Annotated in this window: 17 protein-coding genes; 16 read left to right on the top strand and 1 reads right to left on the bottom strand. The window is 37.8% G+C overall.

What is annotated here, in order from left to right:
- The first annotated feature begins 17 nt into the window (after positions 1–17).
- From IGI50_RS10290 to IGI50_RS10270, 5 genes are all read left to right on the top strand, one after another.
- On the top strand, positions 18–2,135 hold the full coding sequence (locus tag IGI50_RS10290) for a penicillin-binding transpeptidase domain-containing protein (RefSeq protein ID WP_438776892.1): 2,118 nt from the start codon (positions 18–20) through the stop codon (positions 2,133–2,135).
- Positions 2,136–2,240: 105 nt separating this feature from the next.
- Entirely contained in the window at positions 2,241–2,714 is a 474-nt protein-coding gene (locus IGI50_RS10285) for a glutathione peroxidase (RefSeq protein WP_010746033.1), read from the top strand.
- 124 nt (positions 2,715–2,838) lie between these two features.
- A complete protein-coding gene (gene rpmG / locus IGI50_RS10280; RefSeq protein ID WP_010740369.1) occupies positions 2,839–2,988 on the top strand; it encodes a 50S ribosomal protein L33 in 150 nt (49 codons plus the stop codon).
- A 177-nt stretch (positions 2,989–3,165) separates the two neighbouring features.
- On the top strand, positions 3,166–3,573 hold the full coding sequence (locus IGI50_RS10275; protein WP_438776891.1) for a hypothetical protein: 408 nt from the start codon (positions 3,166–3,168) through the stop codon (positions 3,571–3,573).
- The gene (locus IGI50_RS10270) at positions 3,570–4,307 is read left to right on the top strand and encodes a DUF6681 family protein (protein WP_438776890.1); all 738 of its coding nucleotides are present in this window, start codon (positions 3,570–3,572) and stop codon (positions 4,305–4,307) included. Before IGI50_RS10275 ends, IGI50_RS10270 begins: the two co-directional genes overlap by 4 nt.
- 58 nt (positions 4,308–4,365) lie before the next feature.
- Here IGI50_RS10270 and IGI50_RS10265 read toward each other — a convergent pair whose 3' ends face one another.
- Positions 4,366–5,292 (bottom strand): ABC transporter substrate-binding protein, encoded by a 927-nt coding sequence (locus IGI50_RS10265; RefSeq protein ID WP_438776889.1) that lies wholly within the window; start codon positions 5,290–5,292, stop codon positions 4,366–4,368.
- Between the two features lie 159 nt (positions 5,293–5,451).
- Here IGI50_RS10265 and IGI50_RS10260 point away from each other — a divergent pair, with 159 nt between their 5' ends.
- The 11 genes from IGI50_RS10260 to IGI50_RS10210 all read left to right on the top strand — a co-directional run bounded on the left by IGI50_RS10260 (position 5,452) and on the right by IGI50_RS10210 (position 15,202).
- Entirely contained in the window at positions 5,452–6,237 is a 786-nt protein-coding gene (locus tag IGI50_RS10260) for an ABC transporter ATP-binding protein (RefSeq protein ID WP_438776888.1), read from the top strand.
- A gap of 4 nt (positions 6,238–6,241) precedes the next feature.
- Complete coding sequence (locus IGI50_RS10255; RefSeq protein ID WP_438776887.1) at positions 6,242–7,225, top strand: FecCD family ABC transporter permease; 984 nt, start codon at positions 6,242–6,244, stop codon at positions 7,223–7,225.
- The gene (locus IGI50_RS10250) at positions 7,222–8,205 is read left to right on the top strand and encodes a FecCD family ABC transporter permease (protein ID WP_438776886.1); all 984 of its coding nucleotides are present in this window, start codon (positions 7,222–7,224) and stop codon (positions 8,203–8,205) included. Before IGI50_RS10255 ends, IGI50_RS10250 begins: the two co-directional genes overlap by 4 nt.
- 17 nt (positions 8,206–8,222) lie before the next feature.
- On the top strand, positions 8,223–9,218 hold the full coding sequence (locus tag IGI50_RS10245) for a GDSL-type esterase/lipase family protein (RefSeq protein ID WP_438776885.1): 996 nt from the start codon (positions 8,223–8,225) through the stop codon (positions 9,216–9,218).
- Between the two features lie 56 nt (positions 9,219–9,274).
- Positions 9,275–9,811 carry a 5-formyltetrahydrofolate cyclo-ligase gene (locus IGI50_RS10240; protein WP_438776884.1) on the top strand — a complete coding sequence of 179 codons (537 nt, stop codon included), beginning with the start codon at positions 9,275–9,277 and terminating at the stop codon, positions 9,809–9,811.
- A gap of 47 nt (positions 9,812–9,858) precedes the next feature.
- On the top strand, positions 9,859–10,521 hold the full coding sequence (locus tag IGI50_RS10235) for a rhomboid family intramembrane serine protease (protein WP_010746042.1): 663 nt from the start codon (positions 9,859–9,861) through the stop codon (positions 10,519–10,521).
- A gap of 255 nt (positions 10,522–10,776) precedes the next feature.
- Complete coding sequence (locus IGI50_RS10230; RefSeq protein ID WP_010746043.1) at positions 10,777–10,983, top strand: YqgQ family protein; 207 nt, start codon at positions 10,777–10,779, stop codon at positions 10,981–10,983.
- A 1-nt stretch (position 10,984) separates the two neighbouring features.
- Positions 10,985–11,941 (top strand): ROK family glucokinase, encoded by a 957-nt coding sequence (locus IGI50_RS10225; protein WP_438776883.1) that lies wholly within the window; start codon positions 10,985–10,987, stop codon positions 11,939–11,941.
- Between the two features lie 26 nt (positions 11,942–11,967).
- A complete protein-coding gene (locus IGI50_RS10220) occupies positions 11,968–12,369 on the top strand; it encodes a rhodanese-like domain-containing protein (RefSeq protein ID WP_438776882.1) in 402 nt (133 codons plus the stop codon).
- 139 nt (positions 12,370–12,508) lie between these two features.
- Positions 12,509–13,321, top strand: a complete 813-nt coding sequence (gene yidA / locus IGI50_RS10215; RefSeq protein WP_222225575.1) for a sugar-phosphatase — start codon at positions 12,509–12,511, stop codon at positions 13,319–13,321.
- Between the two features lie 108 nt (positions 13,322–13,429).
- Positions 13,430–15,202 (top strand): FAD/NAD(P)-binding protein, encoded by a 1,773-nt coding sequence (locus tag IGI50_RS10210; protein ID WP_438776881.1) that lies wholly within the window; start codon positions 13,430–13,432, stop codon positions 15,200–15,202.
- Positions 15,203–15,224: the final 22 nt, after the last annotated feature.

The raw sequence follows: 15,224 nt of genomic DNA, 5'->3' as shown, positions 1-15,224 counted from the left end.
GTGGAAGGAACAGATGAATGAAATTTACAAATCCATTTAAAAAATTTTTTGAAAAATTGAAGCTGGCGGACGAAGGCGGGCGAAATCAAAATAGAAGTCATATTCCGTTTAGGTTAAACTTTTTGTTTTTTGTCATTTTTGGCTTGTTCGTGATTTTAGTTTCACGATTAGGCTATCTTCAAATTGTCGAAGGTGACAAGATGAAGGCGGAAATGAAGGCTTCAACGACCATAACTGTTAAGGAAAATGCTCCTCGAGGAGAGATATACGATGCAAAGGGCACGGCGTTAGTTAAGAACACGCCAAATAGTGCTATTACTTTTACTCGCGGAAATGAGATGAAAGCGAAAGAAATTCTTAAACTTGCAACAGAACTAAACAAATTGATCGATGTTCCTGCAGATGAGAATTTGACGACACGTGATAAAAAAGACTATTGGTTGGCGGACGAAGACCACTTGAAAGAGGCTGAAGATCGTTTATCCTTCAAGGAGAAAAATTTAGATACTACGAATGAATATCAGAAGTTAGTCGATAAAGTCAAAGATAGTGAGATTCAACTTAATGACGACCAAATGAAAGTTGCAACGATCTTTAAACGGATGAATGCAGCGTCAGCACTAAGCACGGTCTTCATTAAAAACGAAGGTGTCACTGATGAAGAGTTGGCTGTAGTCGCTGAGCGGGCCTCTGATTTACCAGGCGTCTCTACAGGTACAGACTGGGACCGTTCTTATAATAATGATTTAGACGGCTCGTTAAAAAGTATCTTAGGTACAATCACTACAGAAAAAGAAGGTCTGCCTGCCGAGGAAGCAGATGCATTATTGAAAAAAGGCTATGCGCGGAATGACCGTGTCGGAAAGAGTTACCTAGAGAAGCAATATGAGGAACAGCTTCAAGGTAAAAAAGGGGAATATAAAGTAACCCTGAATCAAAATGGTACGATCGAGAAGCAGCAAGAGGTCAAAGCAGGAGAAAAGGGATCGAATCTTGTTCTTACGATTAATTCAGACTTCCAGAAAAAAGTAGAGGATATCTTAAAGAATCACTACCAAGGTTTGATCGATAGCGGTGTTGCGAAATACTCACCCGGTGCTTACGCAGTTGCAATGAATCCTAACACAGGTGAAGTATTAGCGATGACAGGCTTCACTCATGATATCAATAGTAAAAATATAGAAGAAAATACCTTGGGAACGATTACCAGCGCATTTGAACCAGGGTCAGTAGTGAAGGCGGGTACGGTTACTGCCGGTTACCAAACAGGTGTAATAAGCGGAAATGATACCTTAATTGATCAACCGATTAAGTTGTCTGGAACAGCGTTGAAAGGTTCTATCTATAATAAGGTATTAGGAAATCAAATCCCGCTGAATACTGTTAAGGCGTTGGAGTGGTCCTCTAATGCGTATATGATGCAGATTGTCTTACGAATGTTGGGGGTTCAATACCAGCAAAACATGACATTACCGGAAAGTGCTTCATCCAAGGAAATGTATGACAAATTACGTAAGGCGTTTGCCGAATATGGAATGGGTGTTAAAACACAAATTGATTTACCAAATGAATCTCCCGGTTTAGTAAATGAACAATTTGGGAAAGAAAACGGTCCTGGTGGCGGGAATTTACTCGATTTGTCATTTGGACAATATGACACGTATACTCCAATGCAGTTAGCACAGTATGCTTCAACAGTAGCCAATGGCGGAACTAGAATTTCTCCCCATGTAGTTAAAGGGATATACGGGAACAATGAAAGTGGCGGTTTAGGAAAGCTGCAACAAGAAATTACAGGGAAAAAGTTAGATCAAGTGAATATTACAGCTGACCAAATGGGAATTATCAAGCAAGGATTTTACCAGGCTGTGCATGGAAGCGATGCGTATACAACGGCTAAAGATTTAGCCTCTGCCAAGTTAGATCCCGCTGCAAAAACCGGAACGGCTGAGACTGTTGCCGAAAATGGTGAAAGTACTATTAATAGTAATATTGTAGCTTATGCCCCTTATGACAACCCTCAGATCGCGATTAGTGTAATGCTTCCAAACTTGGATGAAGAACATGATGATACAAATAAGGCTATTGCAAAAGACATTATAAATGCATTTGCGGACACATATGGCGTACAATAAAGCTAAGGGGCATTGCTCCTTAGCTTTTTCTGATGAACGATTAATGAGTAAAACGATCTCTTCTCCAAGAAAAAGAATGACCACTATGAAAAAGGAGTGCTAAACATGTCAGTGTATAATTTTGAAGTAAAACAGACCGATGGAACTGAAAAATCATTAGCGGACTACCAAGGAAAGGTTCTATTAATTGTTAATACTGCAACAGGCTGTGGTTTCACACCACAATACGAAGGATTACAAAATTTGTATGAACAGTACAAAGCTAAAGGGTTTGAAATTCTTGATTTTCCCTGCAATCAATTTGGCAATCAAGCTCCTGGAACGGATGTAGAAGTTGCAGAATTTTGTCAGTTGAAATATCATACGACGTTTCAAACGTTTGCTAAAATTGATGTAAATGGAGAAAACGAAGCTCCATTGTACAGCTATTTAAAGAGCGCGCAAGGTGGTTTACTTAACAAGGCAATTAAATGGAATTTTACAAAATTTCTTATTGATCGTGAAGGAAACGTGATAAAACGCTACGCTTCGCAAACGAAGCCTGAAGATATTGCAAAGGATATTGAGGCGCAACTTTAAAATCGTCAAGTAGAACTACTTAACAAATTTTGAAAAAAGACTAGTCAAGGAAATCAAAACATGATATGATATCAAAGTCTGAGAAATATCTTGGAAAACTTGTATTTACAAGGGAGGGAAAATCATGCGCGTAAACATCACTTTAGAATGTACTTCTTGTAAAGAACGTAACTACCTAACAAATAAAAACAAACGTAACAATCCTGATCGTTTGGAAAAAATGAAATATTGCCCACGCGAACGCAAAGTTACTTTGCATAAAGAAGTAAAATAACCGCACTTACGAGTCAGCAATCCATTCGATTGCTGACTTTTTTTATCAATAAACGAAAGTTTTTCTGACGTGTTTTCAGAAATCTACATAAAAACTTCATAGAATCCTAAACAAAAGCTAACCTTCCAGTGATAAAACTAGTTATTAAATAAAATAATTTTAGAAAGGAAGGATCCGATGCGTAAAGTTCCGCCGATTTTGAAGCCCATTGCTCTTTTAACATTATCGATTTTGATCGCTACGACTTCAGGAATTTTGAATAATTCCAGTTATCGTCAAGTAAAAGATTCCACACCAACGTCAGAGTCATCAACTACTTCTACGACTGATTCTTCTCGGGATTCAAATAGTATGACTAATGAAACAAGCACAATCAACGAACAATCGTCAACGGAAGTATCTAACACAAACAATAATATTGAGGCAAGTACAATCGAAAGGAACCAATCTGTAGATACACAGTCCTCTATTTCTAACGACCCTGTCTCGCCATCATCTTCTGTAGAGGAGTCACAAACAACACCTTCACAACAGCTACAGCCAGCCAATGATTCAGCGAGCTCAGAGGCAGGTGATACACAATGACGATACTATTAGACATAATAAATGGTTTAAATAAATTTTTAGGCTTTTTGGATATCAGTCCTAAATATTCCAACCGTGCATATACGTTGCTAAGCATCATACCTACCATTTATATTTTACGTATTGTTTATGGACTTTGGCTTAACCAAAACTATTTGCAATTAGTACTCTATGGCTTAGTTTTTGTTGGATTGGTCTATTTCATTATTTTGAATTTTTTCTTTTATTTCTTAGATAAAAATTTAAAAGGAGACATCACGCAGCTTTTTGTTAAATATTTGCCAGATGATGCCTTTAACATTCAAAATGAAAAACAACAGAAAACGAAGAAAGTGTTTGAACAGGCGCAGGAAATCTCAGTTGATTTTACCGAGGATTACCAATTACGGCTAGTCGAAAATATTCAAGCATTAATCGATGATAATGAAATTAAGACACGTGATTTAACAGAAGAAGAAGGGTTCTTAATTGAAGAAAATACACTATATCCTTATTATTATGTGAAACAGATTGATTCTAGCACCTATCGATTACAGATTGGAAAAAATTATCGTGACCTTGAAACGATTGGAACAATCCGACAAAATGAACCACTGAGTCCGATTGGATTATTTATTGTTGGTGGAGATTTCGTTAAGGACGGGGTTCGTTATCACGAGCCGTATCGTTTGAAATTCTTGGTAAAAAAAGAAGAAGTAGCTTCAGCTACACGGTCGCGTCGTAATAAAAGGTAAAAGCCGCCTGATCAAGTTTCCTTCTTAAAACAGAAGGAAACTTGATCAGGTCGGCTTTTTATTTCAAGACTTCGCGAATATTTTCAACCATTTTGGTATAGGCAATAGGTCCATTATATAACCAGCTTGATTCGCCATCAAATTCATACAAGTGATTATTTTTTACTGCCGGTATATTGCTCCACAAAGGATCCTTAAACATCGCAGCTCCAGAGTCACTGTTAACTAAAAAAATGTAATCAGCGTCTAACTGAGAAAGACTTTCTAATGAAACCTGTGAGAAGTCAGCGGTTGCCTTTTTGCTGATATCCTTAGTTAATTGAGGAATCTCAAATCCTAATTCCTGATAAAGAAGTTGACCGCTAGAACGAGTATCTGCCACCATGAACGCGGAGTTATTTGTTACCCATAAGACAACTGCTGACTTGCCTTGGATTTTGTCCTTCAAGTCATTTTTTGTTTTATCCACCAATTGGTCATAATCATTCTCAACCTTTTTAGCCTTGTCCTCTTTACCTAGTACTTTTCCGATGTCTTCAAGTTGATCTCGCCAAGTAACGTTGTCCCCATTTTTTACTACATACGTTGGAGCAATTTTAGCGTATTCTTTATATTTCCCGCCTTCTAAAGAACCGTTTGATCCGATTAATAATAAGTCTGGTTCAAACTTTAATACATTTTCATAAGGTAAATCATAGTTAATCGTTGGAACATCTTTTAACTTATCCTGCAGATAATTTTGAATTTTCCCTTTACCAACGGTCCACTGTGCCACAGGTTTTTCATCTAATGCAACTAAGTAATCTTCTAAATACGAGGCGATAATCCTTTTAGGCTTCTTTGGAACATCGACCTTGTGATTCTGTGCATCAGTTAATGTTTGAACGTCATTATTTGTATCTTTGTCGTCACTGCTTTGGCCACAAGCGGATAGACTAAACAAAGCCAATAAGGCAGCAGTTCCTAAAATTATTTTTTTGAACATAAAAAAACTCCTTTGAGGTTAATTGAGAAGTGTTCTCAATTGATATTATTACTGAAAGAATCAAGGGTGTCAACAGAGAGTTTTCTTTCACAAATGGTTGACGATGGTGAAAAAGAAGGTCATAATTGAGAACGATTATCAGAGAAAAGAGGAAGATCTATGACAAAATTAACTACAGCTGATCTTTCAATCGGATACGATAAAAAAGTAATTGTGAAGGATATTACAGTAGAAATTCCCAAAGGGCAGATTACTAGCCTAATCGGTCCAAATGGTAGTGGGAAGTCTACTTTTCTAAAGGGATTGGCACGTATTCTTGAGCCAGCTAAAGGAGAAGTTTTTATTGATGGTGAAAATATTCAGCGATTGGATACTAAATCAGTCGCACAAAAGATTGCCTCTTTATCACAATCAAGTAGTCAGGTAAATGGACTGAGTGTGGAAGAAATTGTTGCCTATGGACGATTTCCTTATCAAAAAGGATTTTCAGGTTTGAAAGAAGAAGACCATCGATTAATTAATTGGGCTCTAGAAGCCACGAATCTACAAGCTTTAAAAGAACGGACATTGACAACTTTGTCAGGGGGACAGCAGCAACGTGTTTGGATTGCCATGGCGTTAGCGCAGAATACGGATATATTAATTTTAGATGAACCAATTACTTTTTTAGATCCGGCACATCAATTAGAGATTTTGGAATTGTTGCAAGAAATAAATCGACAAGGAAAAACGATTCTGATGACAATTCATGATTTGAATCATGCTTCGCGTTTTTCTGATTATTTATTAGGAATGAAAAAAGGTGAATTAATTTTTCAAGGAACGCCAAAAGAAATTTTTACAGCTGAAAAACTATTAAATTTATTTGATATACAAGCCACTTTTGCTACATTACCAAATAGTGAGAAACCTTTAGTTATTGCTTATGATTTAGTAAAGGAGTAGTGAAATGGTTAAACGAAGATACTTTTTTCTTATCGTTGCTTTGTTCCTTATCGTAGCGATGTTTTTCTCTTTGAGGTATGGAGCAGTTACCAGTAAATGGGCAGATGTTCATCAAGCCTTGTTAAATTTTGATCCTGCTAATCAAGGAGAACAACTAGTTCGTTATTTACGCCTTCCAAGAATGATAGGAGCAGTCCTAGTTGGATCAGCCTTCGCAATAGCTGGTGCCTTGATTCAAGGAATCACATCTAACCCAATCGCAGATTCTGGGCTGCTTGGTATCAACTCTGGAGCAGGATTAGGACTTGCACTAGTTTTTGCAATGAATGAGCAACCTTCTCCAGCGATCGGCATAATTGGATCATTTGTTGGAGCCTCTGTATCAATTCTACTGATTTACTTTATCTCTACTAAGGTTTCTTTTAGCTTATCTCCTGTTCGAATTGTTTTATTAGGAGCCGCTATTAGTTCTTTTTTCACGGCAATTAGTCAAAGTGTCAGTTTGTTGCTTGACTTGAATCAGGATATGACATTTTGGTTCGTCGGCGGAACTTCAAATCTTACGTGGAGTCAATTGCAAACGATTTTTCCACTGATTTTACTAGGGCTCATTGGAGCTTGCTTAATCAGTCCGCAAATAACCTTACTGAGTTTAGGGGATGATACGGCAACTTCGTTAGGTAAAAATCCTGCTCGAATCCGTCAATTGACTCTTTTCATTGTTTTACTCTTATCCGGTAGCTCTGTTGCTCTTGTTGGGACAATCAGCTTTGTTGGATTGATCGTTCCACACGTTGTTCGTTTTTTTGTCGGACACGATTATCGTTATGTGATTCCGGCCTCAGGGCTATTTGGCGCCTTATTTTTTGTTGTTGCGGATATTGCTTCCCGATTAATTGCTCCGCCACTGGAGACACCGCCAGGGGTAATCATTACAATTATCGGAGTTCCATTTTTACTTTTACAGATTAGGAAGGGAAGCTTATGAGAAAAAAGCTGGGTTGGATAATTTTATTTCTTTTACTGTTTTTGGGTATTTTGCTCAGTTTAACAGTGGGAACTATTCCTCTTACTTTAAATGATCTACTTAGTGTCTTTCAAAATAAAGCGAGTATAAGTCAGCAATTAATCGTTTTTGATTTTCGTTTTCCTAGAATGTTAGTGTCGATACTAGCGGGTGTGGGATTAGCGGTTTCCGGATATTTATTTCAAACGATTACTCATAATGATTTGGCTGATCCAGGAATATTAGGAATCAATGCGGGGGCTGGATTAACGGTTTTAATATATTTAGGTTTTTTTGTTACAGGTGAAAGCAGTTGGTACTTACCTTTGATTGCATGTGTCGGAAGTTTTATCGCGACAGGATTTGTTTATTACTTCGGACGAGAAGCAGAACGGATTACACCGAATCGTTTGCTTTTAGCAGGTGTTGCGGTTAACGCTGGAATTTCAGCATTGACTCTAATCGGAACCATTCGAGTCTCTAAGGATAATTATCAATTTGTTACAACATGGCTGGCTGGAACGATATGGGGGACGACTCGTCAGCATGTGTTGCTATTATTACCGTGGATTTTTTGCTTACTGCCTTTGATTTTACTTCGCGGGCGTTCATTAGAAGTTTTAGAATTAGGGGATGAGGTAGCAGTCGGATTAGGTGTCAAATTGAAGCGAACACAGTTATTCTTTTTAATTTGTGCGGTTTGTTTGGCAGCAGTGAGCGTTTCAGTTGCAGGAAGCATTAGTTTTATTGGTTTGATTGCGCCCCACATTGCTCGACAAGTAACGGGCAAAAAGAATAATCAAACATTGATAATGTCAGCCCTAATTGGCGGGGGATTACTGCTGTTTAGTGATATTATAGCTAGGGTTATTTTACCAAATGGTGAGATGGCAGCAGGGATTATTGTCTCGTTAATTGGCGCCCCTTATTTTATTTTACAGCTAATGAAAAAAAGCAAATAGAAAGGAGTTTTGACTATATGAGCTGGACAACAATATGGAGTCATGCACAAAGAGGAATTGCTCATCATAGTAATGGAGAAAAGCAGGTTTTTCTGACATTGCGCCAAATTGCGCCTGTTGGAACAATTAGGCTGGTTTTTGCAAATGATTATGGGGATCAAGTGGAGAAGATTCGTAATCTGTTTATTCAGACAAATGATAGACGACAGCAAATTGGTGACCTCTCCATTGCTCCAGGTGAAATAGTTAGGACAGCTCCAATCTCAATTGACCCTGAGGCTCAAAAGTGGCAGATTGCTTTTCAAAACGACTTAATGGAAAGTGGTTTCGCCGTTAATGACGCTGATGTTTTTGCTTCAACTTCCGTATCAAACTTTTGCTCTGGATTATTGGCGATCGAGGCAGAAGTTGCAGGTGACTGCGTTATCGCATTAGGAGATTCTTTGACTGAAGGGGCAACATGGACTGCACCACTGCAGAGAATGTTTCGTGAACAAAATATTTATTTGGTTAATCAAGGAATCAATGGCAGCTGTTTACTGAGGTCAAGCAGCGATATTATGACGAAGGATTCCAAAGAATTTTTTTACGGCTACAGTGCGTTTCACCGTTTGAAAAAATGTTTCGCTAGTCATAAAGGGATTAAAAAAGTCATATTATTTATTGGAATTAATGATTTAATCCACGGGGATCTTTCAGTAAAAAAATTTCAGAAGGAAATAGAAAAGATCATTCAGGTATGTGAGTATGAAGAGGTAGCTTATCAACTATGCACGTTGACTCCCTGTATGGACTATCCTGAGATGGACGAACAGAAGGAAAAGGTCAGGAAAGAGATCAACCGGTGGTTACTGAATACTTACACTAATGTATGGGATATTTCTTCAATCGTTGAAAAATCCTCGGGATATCTGAATCCGATGTTTGATAGTGGGGATCATTTGCATTTTAATGCAATCGCCGGTTTAGCGATTGCTCGTCAAATTTCTAGTGAATTTGTTAAAGGGGAGTAATCCCCTTTTTATTTTGTTCTGAGTTTGTTAGTATTTCTAGATAAGAAGGTGAGTAAATGGAGAAAGAAAAGCTACGACAACTTGCGATCAGGCGGCTAGAAGAAATAAAAGAGAATGGGGAAAGAAAAGTTCAAATTGAGAACATTTATCATAATTTTTTTCGAAGCAGTACGTGGAAAGATGTAAAAACAATTGGTGTGACGATGGCAACTTCACTCGAGTTTCCTACGGCTCCCCTAATTGAGCGTGCTTTTGCCACGGGAAGAAAAGTTGCTGTTCCTAAGTCTTTGCCAAAGGGTGAGATGATCTTTCACTGGATCGATTCGACGACAGAATATTATACGACGAAATTCGGTGTGGAGGAGCCTGACATCGATGATAAGGTACAACCGGACGAACTGGATTTGCTGATTGTCCCGGGGCTGATTTTTAATAGAGCGGGCTATCGAATCGGTTTTGGCGGGGGATATTATGATCGCTACTTAGCGAATTATAAGGGAAAAACATGTAGTTTTGTGTTTGCTGAGCAGTTAATGGAGGATTGGCAGATAGAGGCGTTTGATCAACCAATTCAACAGTTATTTCTATCTTAAGCAACCCCCATTTGGTCAAAATATTGAAGAATAAGAGAGGTGGATATATGAGAAAAGACAGACCTTATGTGATGTACACACTTTTTGCAATTAATACAATTGTTTTTATAATGCAGTACTTGTTACCAGGATTATCCATAGAAAACCAATTAGGAATGTTTGCGCCTTCGGTTATTTGGCAGCATCAGTATTGGCGTTTTATTACACCGATGTTTATCCATTTTGGTTTAATGCATTTCGCCTTGAATGGTGTTGTGCTCTATTATATGGGACAACAATGCGAAGCAATTTTTGGTCATTGGCGATTTGCAATCATTTATTTACTAAGTGGTGTAATGGGGAATTTTGCCAGTTTTGCGTTTAATCAGCCGACCACGTTATCGGGTGGTGCTAGTACAGCGATTTTTGGGTTGTTTGGTGCCTTTTTAATAGTAGGTTTGCATTATCGGGACAACGGAGCAATTCAAGCTTTGACTCGCCAGTTTGCATTGTTCATTTTAATGAACTTAGCCTTTGGTTTATTTGATTCCACGATTGATATTTGGGGGCATTTAGGAGGTATCATTGGAGGAGCTTTATCTGGCTGGGCGCTAGCGGTACCTTATTCGCAGGACCGCTTTACCACAAGGGCACGAGTTACTGCTGTATTGTTTTTCATTTTTGCTATCGTTCTTTTTGTTTTCTTTGGATTAAGAAAATTTAGTATGTAGGAATAAACGCGGACAAAGTTGTCCGCGTTTTAAATGGTGATAGCCAAACAATTATCTGCTTGTGTTTAACAATAAAGTAAGAGAAAATTTTTACTGGAAAGTAAGTATTGAAAGAATCATTGGATTGGAATTGTGGCTATTCAATCAATAATTTAAAATATAGAATGGATAATTGGATCAAAAATAAACTAGGAAATAAAAAAATAGGCTATAAAAAAGAGAAAATTTTCTGTATAATATTAGGGATGTGGTTTGATGGAAAGTTTGTATGATGTACAGCAGCTTTTAAAGCAATTTGGTATCTATGTTTATGTTGGCAAACGAATATACGATATCGAATTAATGCAGATTGAATTAAAGAATTTGTACGAGAGTCGTGTTATTGATCGTGATACTTATTTGCAAGGCTGGGGCATATTAAAACGAGAACATCACATTGAAGAAAGTCGAGAAGGTGACTAAAGTGGATAAAAAATTATTAGGTATTGACTTAGGTGGAACAACTGTGAAATTTGCAATTTTGACTGAAGCAGGTGAAATTCAGCAAAAATGGAGTATTGAGACGAATATTTTAGATGATGGTTCTCATATTGTTCCAGACATCATTGAATCAATCAACCATCATCTTGCTTTATATGATATGAAGCCAGAACAATTCATGGGAATTGGCATGGGAACGCCTGGTAGTGTCGATATCGAAGCAGGAACAGTCATTGGCGCCTACAATTTAAATTGGACTACCATGCAACAAGTTAAAAGTGAAATAGAAAAAGGAACGAAAATTAAGTTCAGTATCGATAACGATGCTAATGTTGCCGCTTTGGGTGAACGTTGGAAGGGTGCAGGAGACAACGAACAAGATGTCGTGTTTATAACTCTTGGCACTGGTGTTGGTGGCGGAATCGTAATGAATGGTCAATTACTTCACGGGATTGCCGGATGTGCGGGTGAGGTTGGGCATATAACAGTTGATCCAAACGGTTTTGAGTGTACCTGTGGCAAACGAGGCTGCCTAGAAACTATCGCGAGTGCAACCGGAGTTGTTCGTGTCGCTCGTAAACTAGCGGAAGAATACGCCGGCGGCTCGAAACTAAAAGCTCGTCTAGATAATGGTGAAGACATCACAAGTAAGGATGTTTTTGAATTAGCTGAAGCTGAAGGCGATGATTTAGCTTTAATGGTTGTTGATAAAGTGACTTTCTATTTGGGATTAGCTTGCGGCAATCTTGGTAATACGTTGAATCCTTCAACAATCGTAATCGGTGGTGGCGTTTCGGCAGCAGGAGAATTCTTGCGTAGTCGTGTCGAAAACTATTTCAAACAATTTACTTTCCCACAAGTACGTGAAAGCACTAAGATCAAACTAGCAGAATTAGGAAATGAAGCGGGTGTAATTGGCGCGGCTTCATTAGCAAAATAGATTAAAAATAAGAGAGGAATTAAGGCATGTCAATTTGGTGGAAAATTAATATCGTACTTATTTCGGTCCTTGTACTATTTGGACTTTATGAGTTAGTTGTGCGGATCATGATGAAACGTTCTGCGAAAATTATCACTCAAGAAGAATTTCAAGCGGGGATGCGTAAAGCTCAAGTTATCGATGTACGTGAACGAGATGAGTTTAACGCAAAGCATATTTTAGGAGCACGTAGCTTTCCATTCAGTATGTTGAAAGAAACTTATAGTTCTTTACGAAAAGACCAACCAATCTATCTTTATGATCATAATAAGGCCGTTAGTGCTCGTGCAGCGAACATGTTACGAAAAAAAGGCTATAAGGACTTGTACATTCTTAAAGGCGGTATGCAAGAATGGACTGGAAAAGTGAAACAGAAAAAGATTGATTAACTAGTAACGGCCGGATTAGAGTCTGGCTGTTTTTATTTTTTCAATCATTAATTTAGTAAATTGACGTGCTTTTAAATTACGACTATCATAGAAATTGAAAACATTTTTGTATAAGATAAATAAGAATTAGGAGAATTGTATGAGTATAAAGTTAGTTGCCATAGATTTAGATGGAACATTACTGAACGATCATCATGAAATCAATCAGCCGGTCGTTGACTGTATTAAGAAAGCTCGCAGGGCTGGAGTATATGTCGTTCTTTCTACTGGACGACCGTTATCAGGAACAAAATCACAGTTAGAGGTATTAGGATTAGATAATGAGGATGATTACATCATTACTTATAATGGCGCCTTAGTTTTAAATACAAAAACTTGGGACGTTGTAGCTGAGCATAGTCTGACGAGAGCAGATTACCTAGAAATTGATTATCTGGCACGTTCGCTAAATGTTCATCTGCACATCGCTGATAAAAAAGCAATGTACACAGCCAACCGTGATATCAGCCAATATACGGTTCTGGAATCCCACTTGGTAAATATGCCGCTACATTATCGCACACCGGAGGAAATTGCGGAAAATGTGTTGGCTGTTAAAATGATGATGATTGATGATCCTGAAATCTTGAGTGGCGCCTTCAAAAAAATCCCGGCGGAGTACTTTGAGAAATATACAATCGTTCGCAGTACCCCTTATTTCCTTGAAGTATTAAATTCCAATGCCAGTAAAGGATTGGCTCTAAAAGAATTGAGTGAACATCTAGGAGTAAAAAAAGCTGAAGTAATGGCAATTGGGGACGCAGAAAATGACTTATCAATGATTGAGTTTGCTGGAACTGGCATAGCTATGGGAAATGCTAGTGAGACAGTCAAAGCAGCTGCTGATTATACTGTAGCAACAAATTTAGAGGATGGCGTTAAGGAAGCATTTGAGCGTTGGGTGCTAAAATAGTTTTTAAAGTTTCTGGTGAAAAAATCATCAGAAACTTTTTTTTATTGATTATTCAACGATTATTCTCTACTCTTAAAGAGACGAATCTATCAAAAATGAGGAATGAATATGAAAAAAATCGCGATTATTGGAGCGGGACCTTATGGGTTAATTGCATTGGACCGATTAATTAAGCAAGCACCTGAGTCAGAAAAAATAGAACTTTTGTTGTTCGATCCTGATGGACCAGGTGGGAACATTTGGCGTGAGAACCAAACGGATCAGGTTATCATGAATACGGTTATGCAGCATGTGACCCTCTATTCTGAGGATGAAGGCCCAAATCTAGCAGAATGGAGCCAAAAAGAGGCACCGAGTTATCTGTCTTCTTTAGCGTTTGGTGAAACTTTTTTTTCGGAGACAAATTTAAAGGAAAATGACTATTGTCAACGACGTTATTATGGCGTTTACCAAAAGTGGTTTTTTGACGAACTTTTAAAAACGTTACCTGAAAATGTGATGGTTAAAATGGTTAAAGAGCGAGTCGTTGATTTGATTATAGAGGAGAATCAAATCATTCTTCAAGCTTCGGGGATTTATCAGGTAGATGATGTGATTTTAGCAACGGGACATTCTCAAAATGAATTGAATCGGTCTGAAGAAGAAAATAAAAATTATGCAAACAAGCATGGACTTTTCTATCAAAGTCCAGGAAATCCTTCCGATACGCAGTTAGGATATCTGATTGAAGGAGAGCCAGTAATACTTCGCGGATTAGGGTTAAGCTTTTTTGATTATATTGCATTATTTGTAGATAGATGGGGCGGAAAGTTTTTCGAAGGCGAGGATGGTTGTTTGGTATATCACCCATCTGGTAAAGAGCAACTTTTGATTGCTGGGTCAGGTAGAGGATTACCCTATCATGCGCGTCCAAATAATCAAAAAGAACCTGGAGAGGATGCACAACCGCAAATTTTAACGGAAAAGTTCATGACACAATTTAATGGTAGTGCTGATGAATTATTTGATTTACTTAAAAAAGAAGCAGAACTAATATTTTATCAAAAAAAATTGTCCAGTACGGAAATGGAGTTAGAAGCTTTTCTGTCTGACTATCGTTCAAATGATAGAGAATCTGTTTTAAAAAAATATCAGATACCAATCGAGTCTCGTTTAGATTGGTCCGTTCTTCTAAATCCAGCGAAGGGAGTTTCTCCACAAGCATTTCCTAATTTTATTCTAGAATATTTAAAAAAAGATATCACTGAGGCAGAGTTAGGAAATCAAACTGGGCCAATTGCTGCTGCAGTTGATACATATAAAGAACTTCAGGCGCCATTTAACTACATGTTGGACCACGAAAAATTTACACCGAAAGAGTATTTTGATGATTTCTTTGGGACATTCAATCGGAATTATAGTTTTTTAACTATTGGTGCTCCAGTCATTCGGCAAAAACAATTATTGGCTTTGATAGAAGCAGGAATCGTTAAAATTTTAGCACCAGAAATGGTAGTTGAAAGAGAGGGTGGAGAATTTTTAGCCTATAGTAAGAGGGCTCATGCACGTTTTTTTAAAACAAAAAATTTCATCGAAGCACGTCTTCCAGCTACAAGTTTAAAAAGAACAAAAAATTCTCTACTAATCCGAATGCGAGAAAAAGGGTATTTATCTTCTCATAATGTACCGTTCAAGGGGAAGAAACATTTTACGGGTGCTATCAAAGTTGCTCGCGAAACACATCAAGTGATAGATCAAAACGATAAGGTGTTACCCCATGTTTATTGTTACGGAATCCCACTAGAAGGACTAGATTGGTTAAATGCTGCTTCTCCTCGACCTAAAAGTGAGGATCGCGTGTTTGATTTGGCAAATAGGATCGTCACTACAATTTATAAATAAAAAAGAAAGCCAACTTGGCTTT

Origin of the sequence: Enterococcus sp. DIV0170 (assembly GCF_051710765.1) — a bacterium.
In the GTDB taxonomy this organism is placed as follows: Bacteria; Bacillota; Bacilli; order Lactobacillales; family Enterococcaceae; genus Enterococcus_A; species Enterococcus_A raffinosus.
The sequence above is the reverse complement of the archived record's forward strand: the minus strand, read 5'-3'. Positions and strand labels throughout refer to the sequence as shown.

Excerpts from the sequence above, each read along its gene's own strand:
- IGI50_RS10290 (WP_438776892.1), top strand. The coding sequence starts at position 18 with ATGAAATTTACAAATCCATTTAAAAAATTTTTTGAAAAATTGAAGCTG.
- IGI50_RS10285 (WP_010746033.1), top strand. The coding sequence starts at position 2,241 with ATGTCAGTGTATAATTTTGAAGTAAAACAGACCGATGGAACTGAAAAA.
- rpmG (WP_010740369.1), top strand. The coding sequence starts at position 2,839 with ATGCGCGTAAACATCACTTTAGAATGTACTTCTTGTAAAGAACGTAAC.
- IGI50_RS10275 (WP_438776891.1), top strand. The coding sequence starts at position 3,166 with ATGCGTAAAGTTCCGCCGATTTTGAAGCCCATTGCTCTTTTAACATTA.
- IGI50_RS10270 (WP_438776890.1), top strand. The coding sequence starts at position 3,570 with ATGACGATACTATTAGACATAATAAATGGTTTAAATAAATTTTTAGGC.
- IGI50_RS10265 (WP_438776889.1), bottom strand. The coding sequence starts at position 5,292 with ATGTTCAAAAAAATAATTTTAGGAACTGCTGCCTTATTGGCTTTGTTT.
- IGI50_RS10260 (WP_438776888.1), top strand. The coding sequence starts at position 5,452 with ATGACAAAATTAACTACAGCTGATCTTTCAATCGGATACGATAAAAAA.
- IGI50_RS10255 (WP_438776887.1), top strand. The coding sequence starts at position 6,242 with ATGGTTAAACGAAGATACTTTTTTCTTATCGTTGCTTTGTTCCTTATC.
- IGI50_RS10250 (WP_438776886.1), top strand. The coding sequence starts at position 7,222 with ATGAGAAAAAAGCTGGGTTGGATAATTTTATTTCTTTTACTGTTTTTG.
- IGI50_RS10245 (WP_438776885.1), top strand. The coding sequence starts at position 8,223 with ATGAGCTGGACAACAATATGGAGTCATGCACAAAGAGGAATTGCTCAT.
- IGI50_RS10240 (WP_438776884.1), top strand. The coding sequence starts at position 9,275 with ATGGAGAAAGAAAAGCTACGACAACTTGCGATCAGGCGGCTAGAAGAA.
- IGI50_RS10235 (WP_010746042.1), top strand. The coding sequence starts at position 9,859 with ATGAGAAAAGACAGACCTTATGTGATGTACACACTTTTTGCAATTAAT.
- IGI50_RS10230 (WP_010746043.1), top strand. The coding sequence starts at position 10,777 with ATGGAAAGTTTGTATGATGTACAGCAGCTTTTAAAGCAATTTGGTATC.
- IGI50_RS10220 (WP_438776882.1), top strand. The coding sequence starts at position 11,968 with ATGTCAATTTGGTGGAAAATTAATATCGTACTTATTTCGGTCCTTGTA.
- yidA (WP_222225575.1), top strand. The coding sequence starts at position 12,509 with ATGAGTATAAAGTTAGTTGCCATAGATTTAGATGGAACATTACTGAAC.
- IGI50_RS10210 (WP_438776881.1), top strand. The coding sequence starts at position 13,430 with ATGAAAAAAATCGCGATTATTGGAGCGGGACCTTATGGGTTAATTGCA.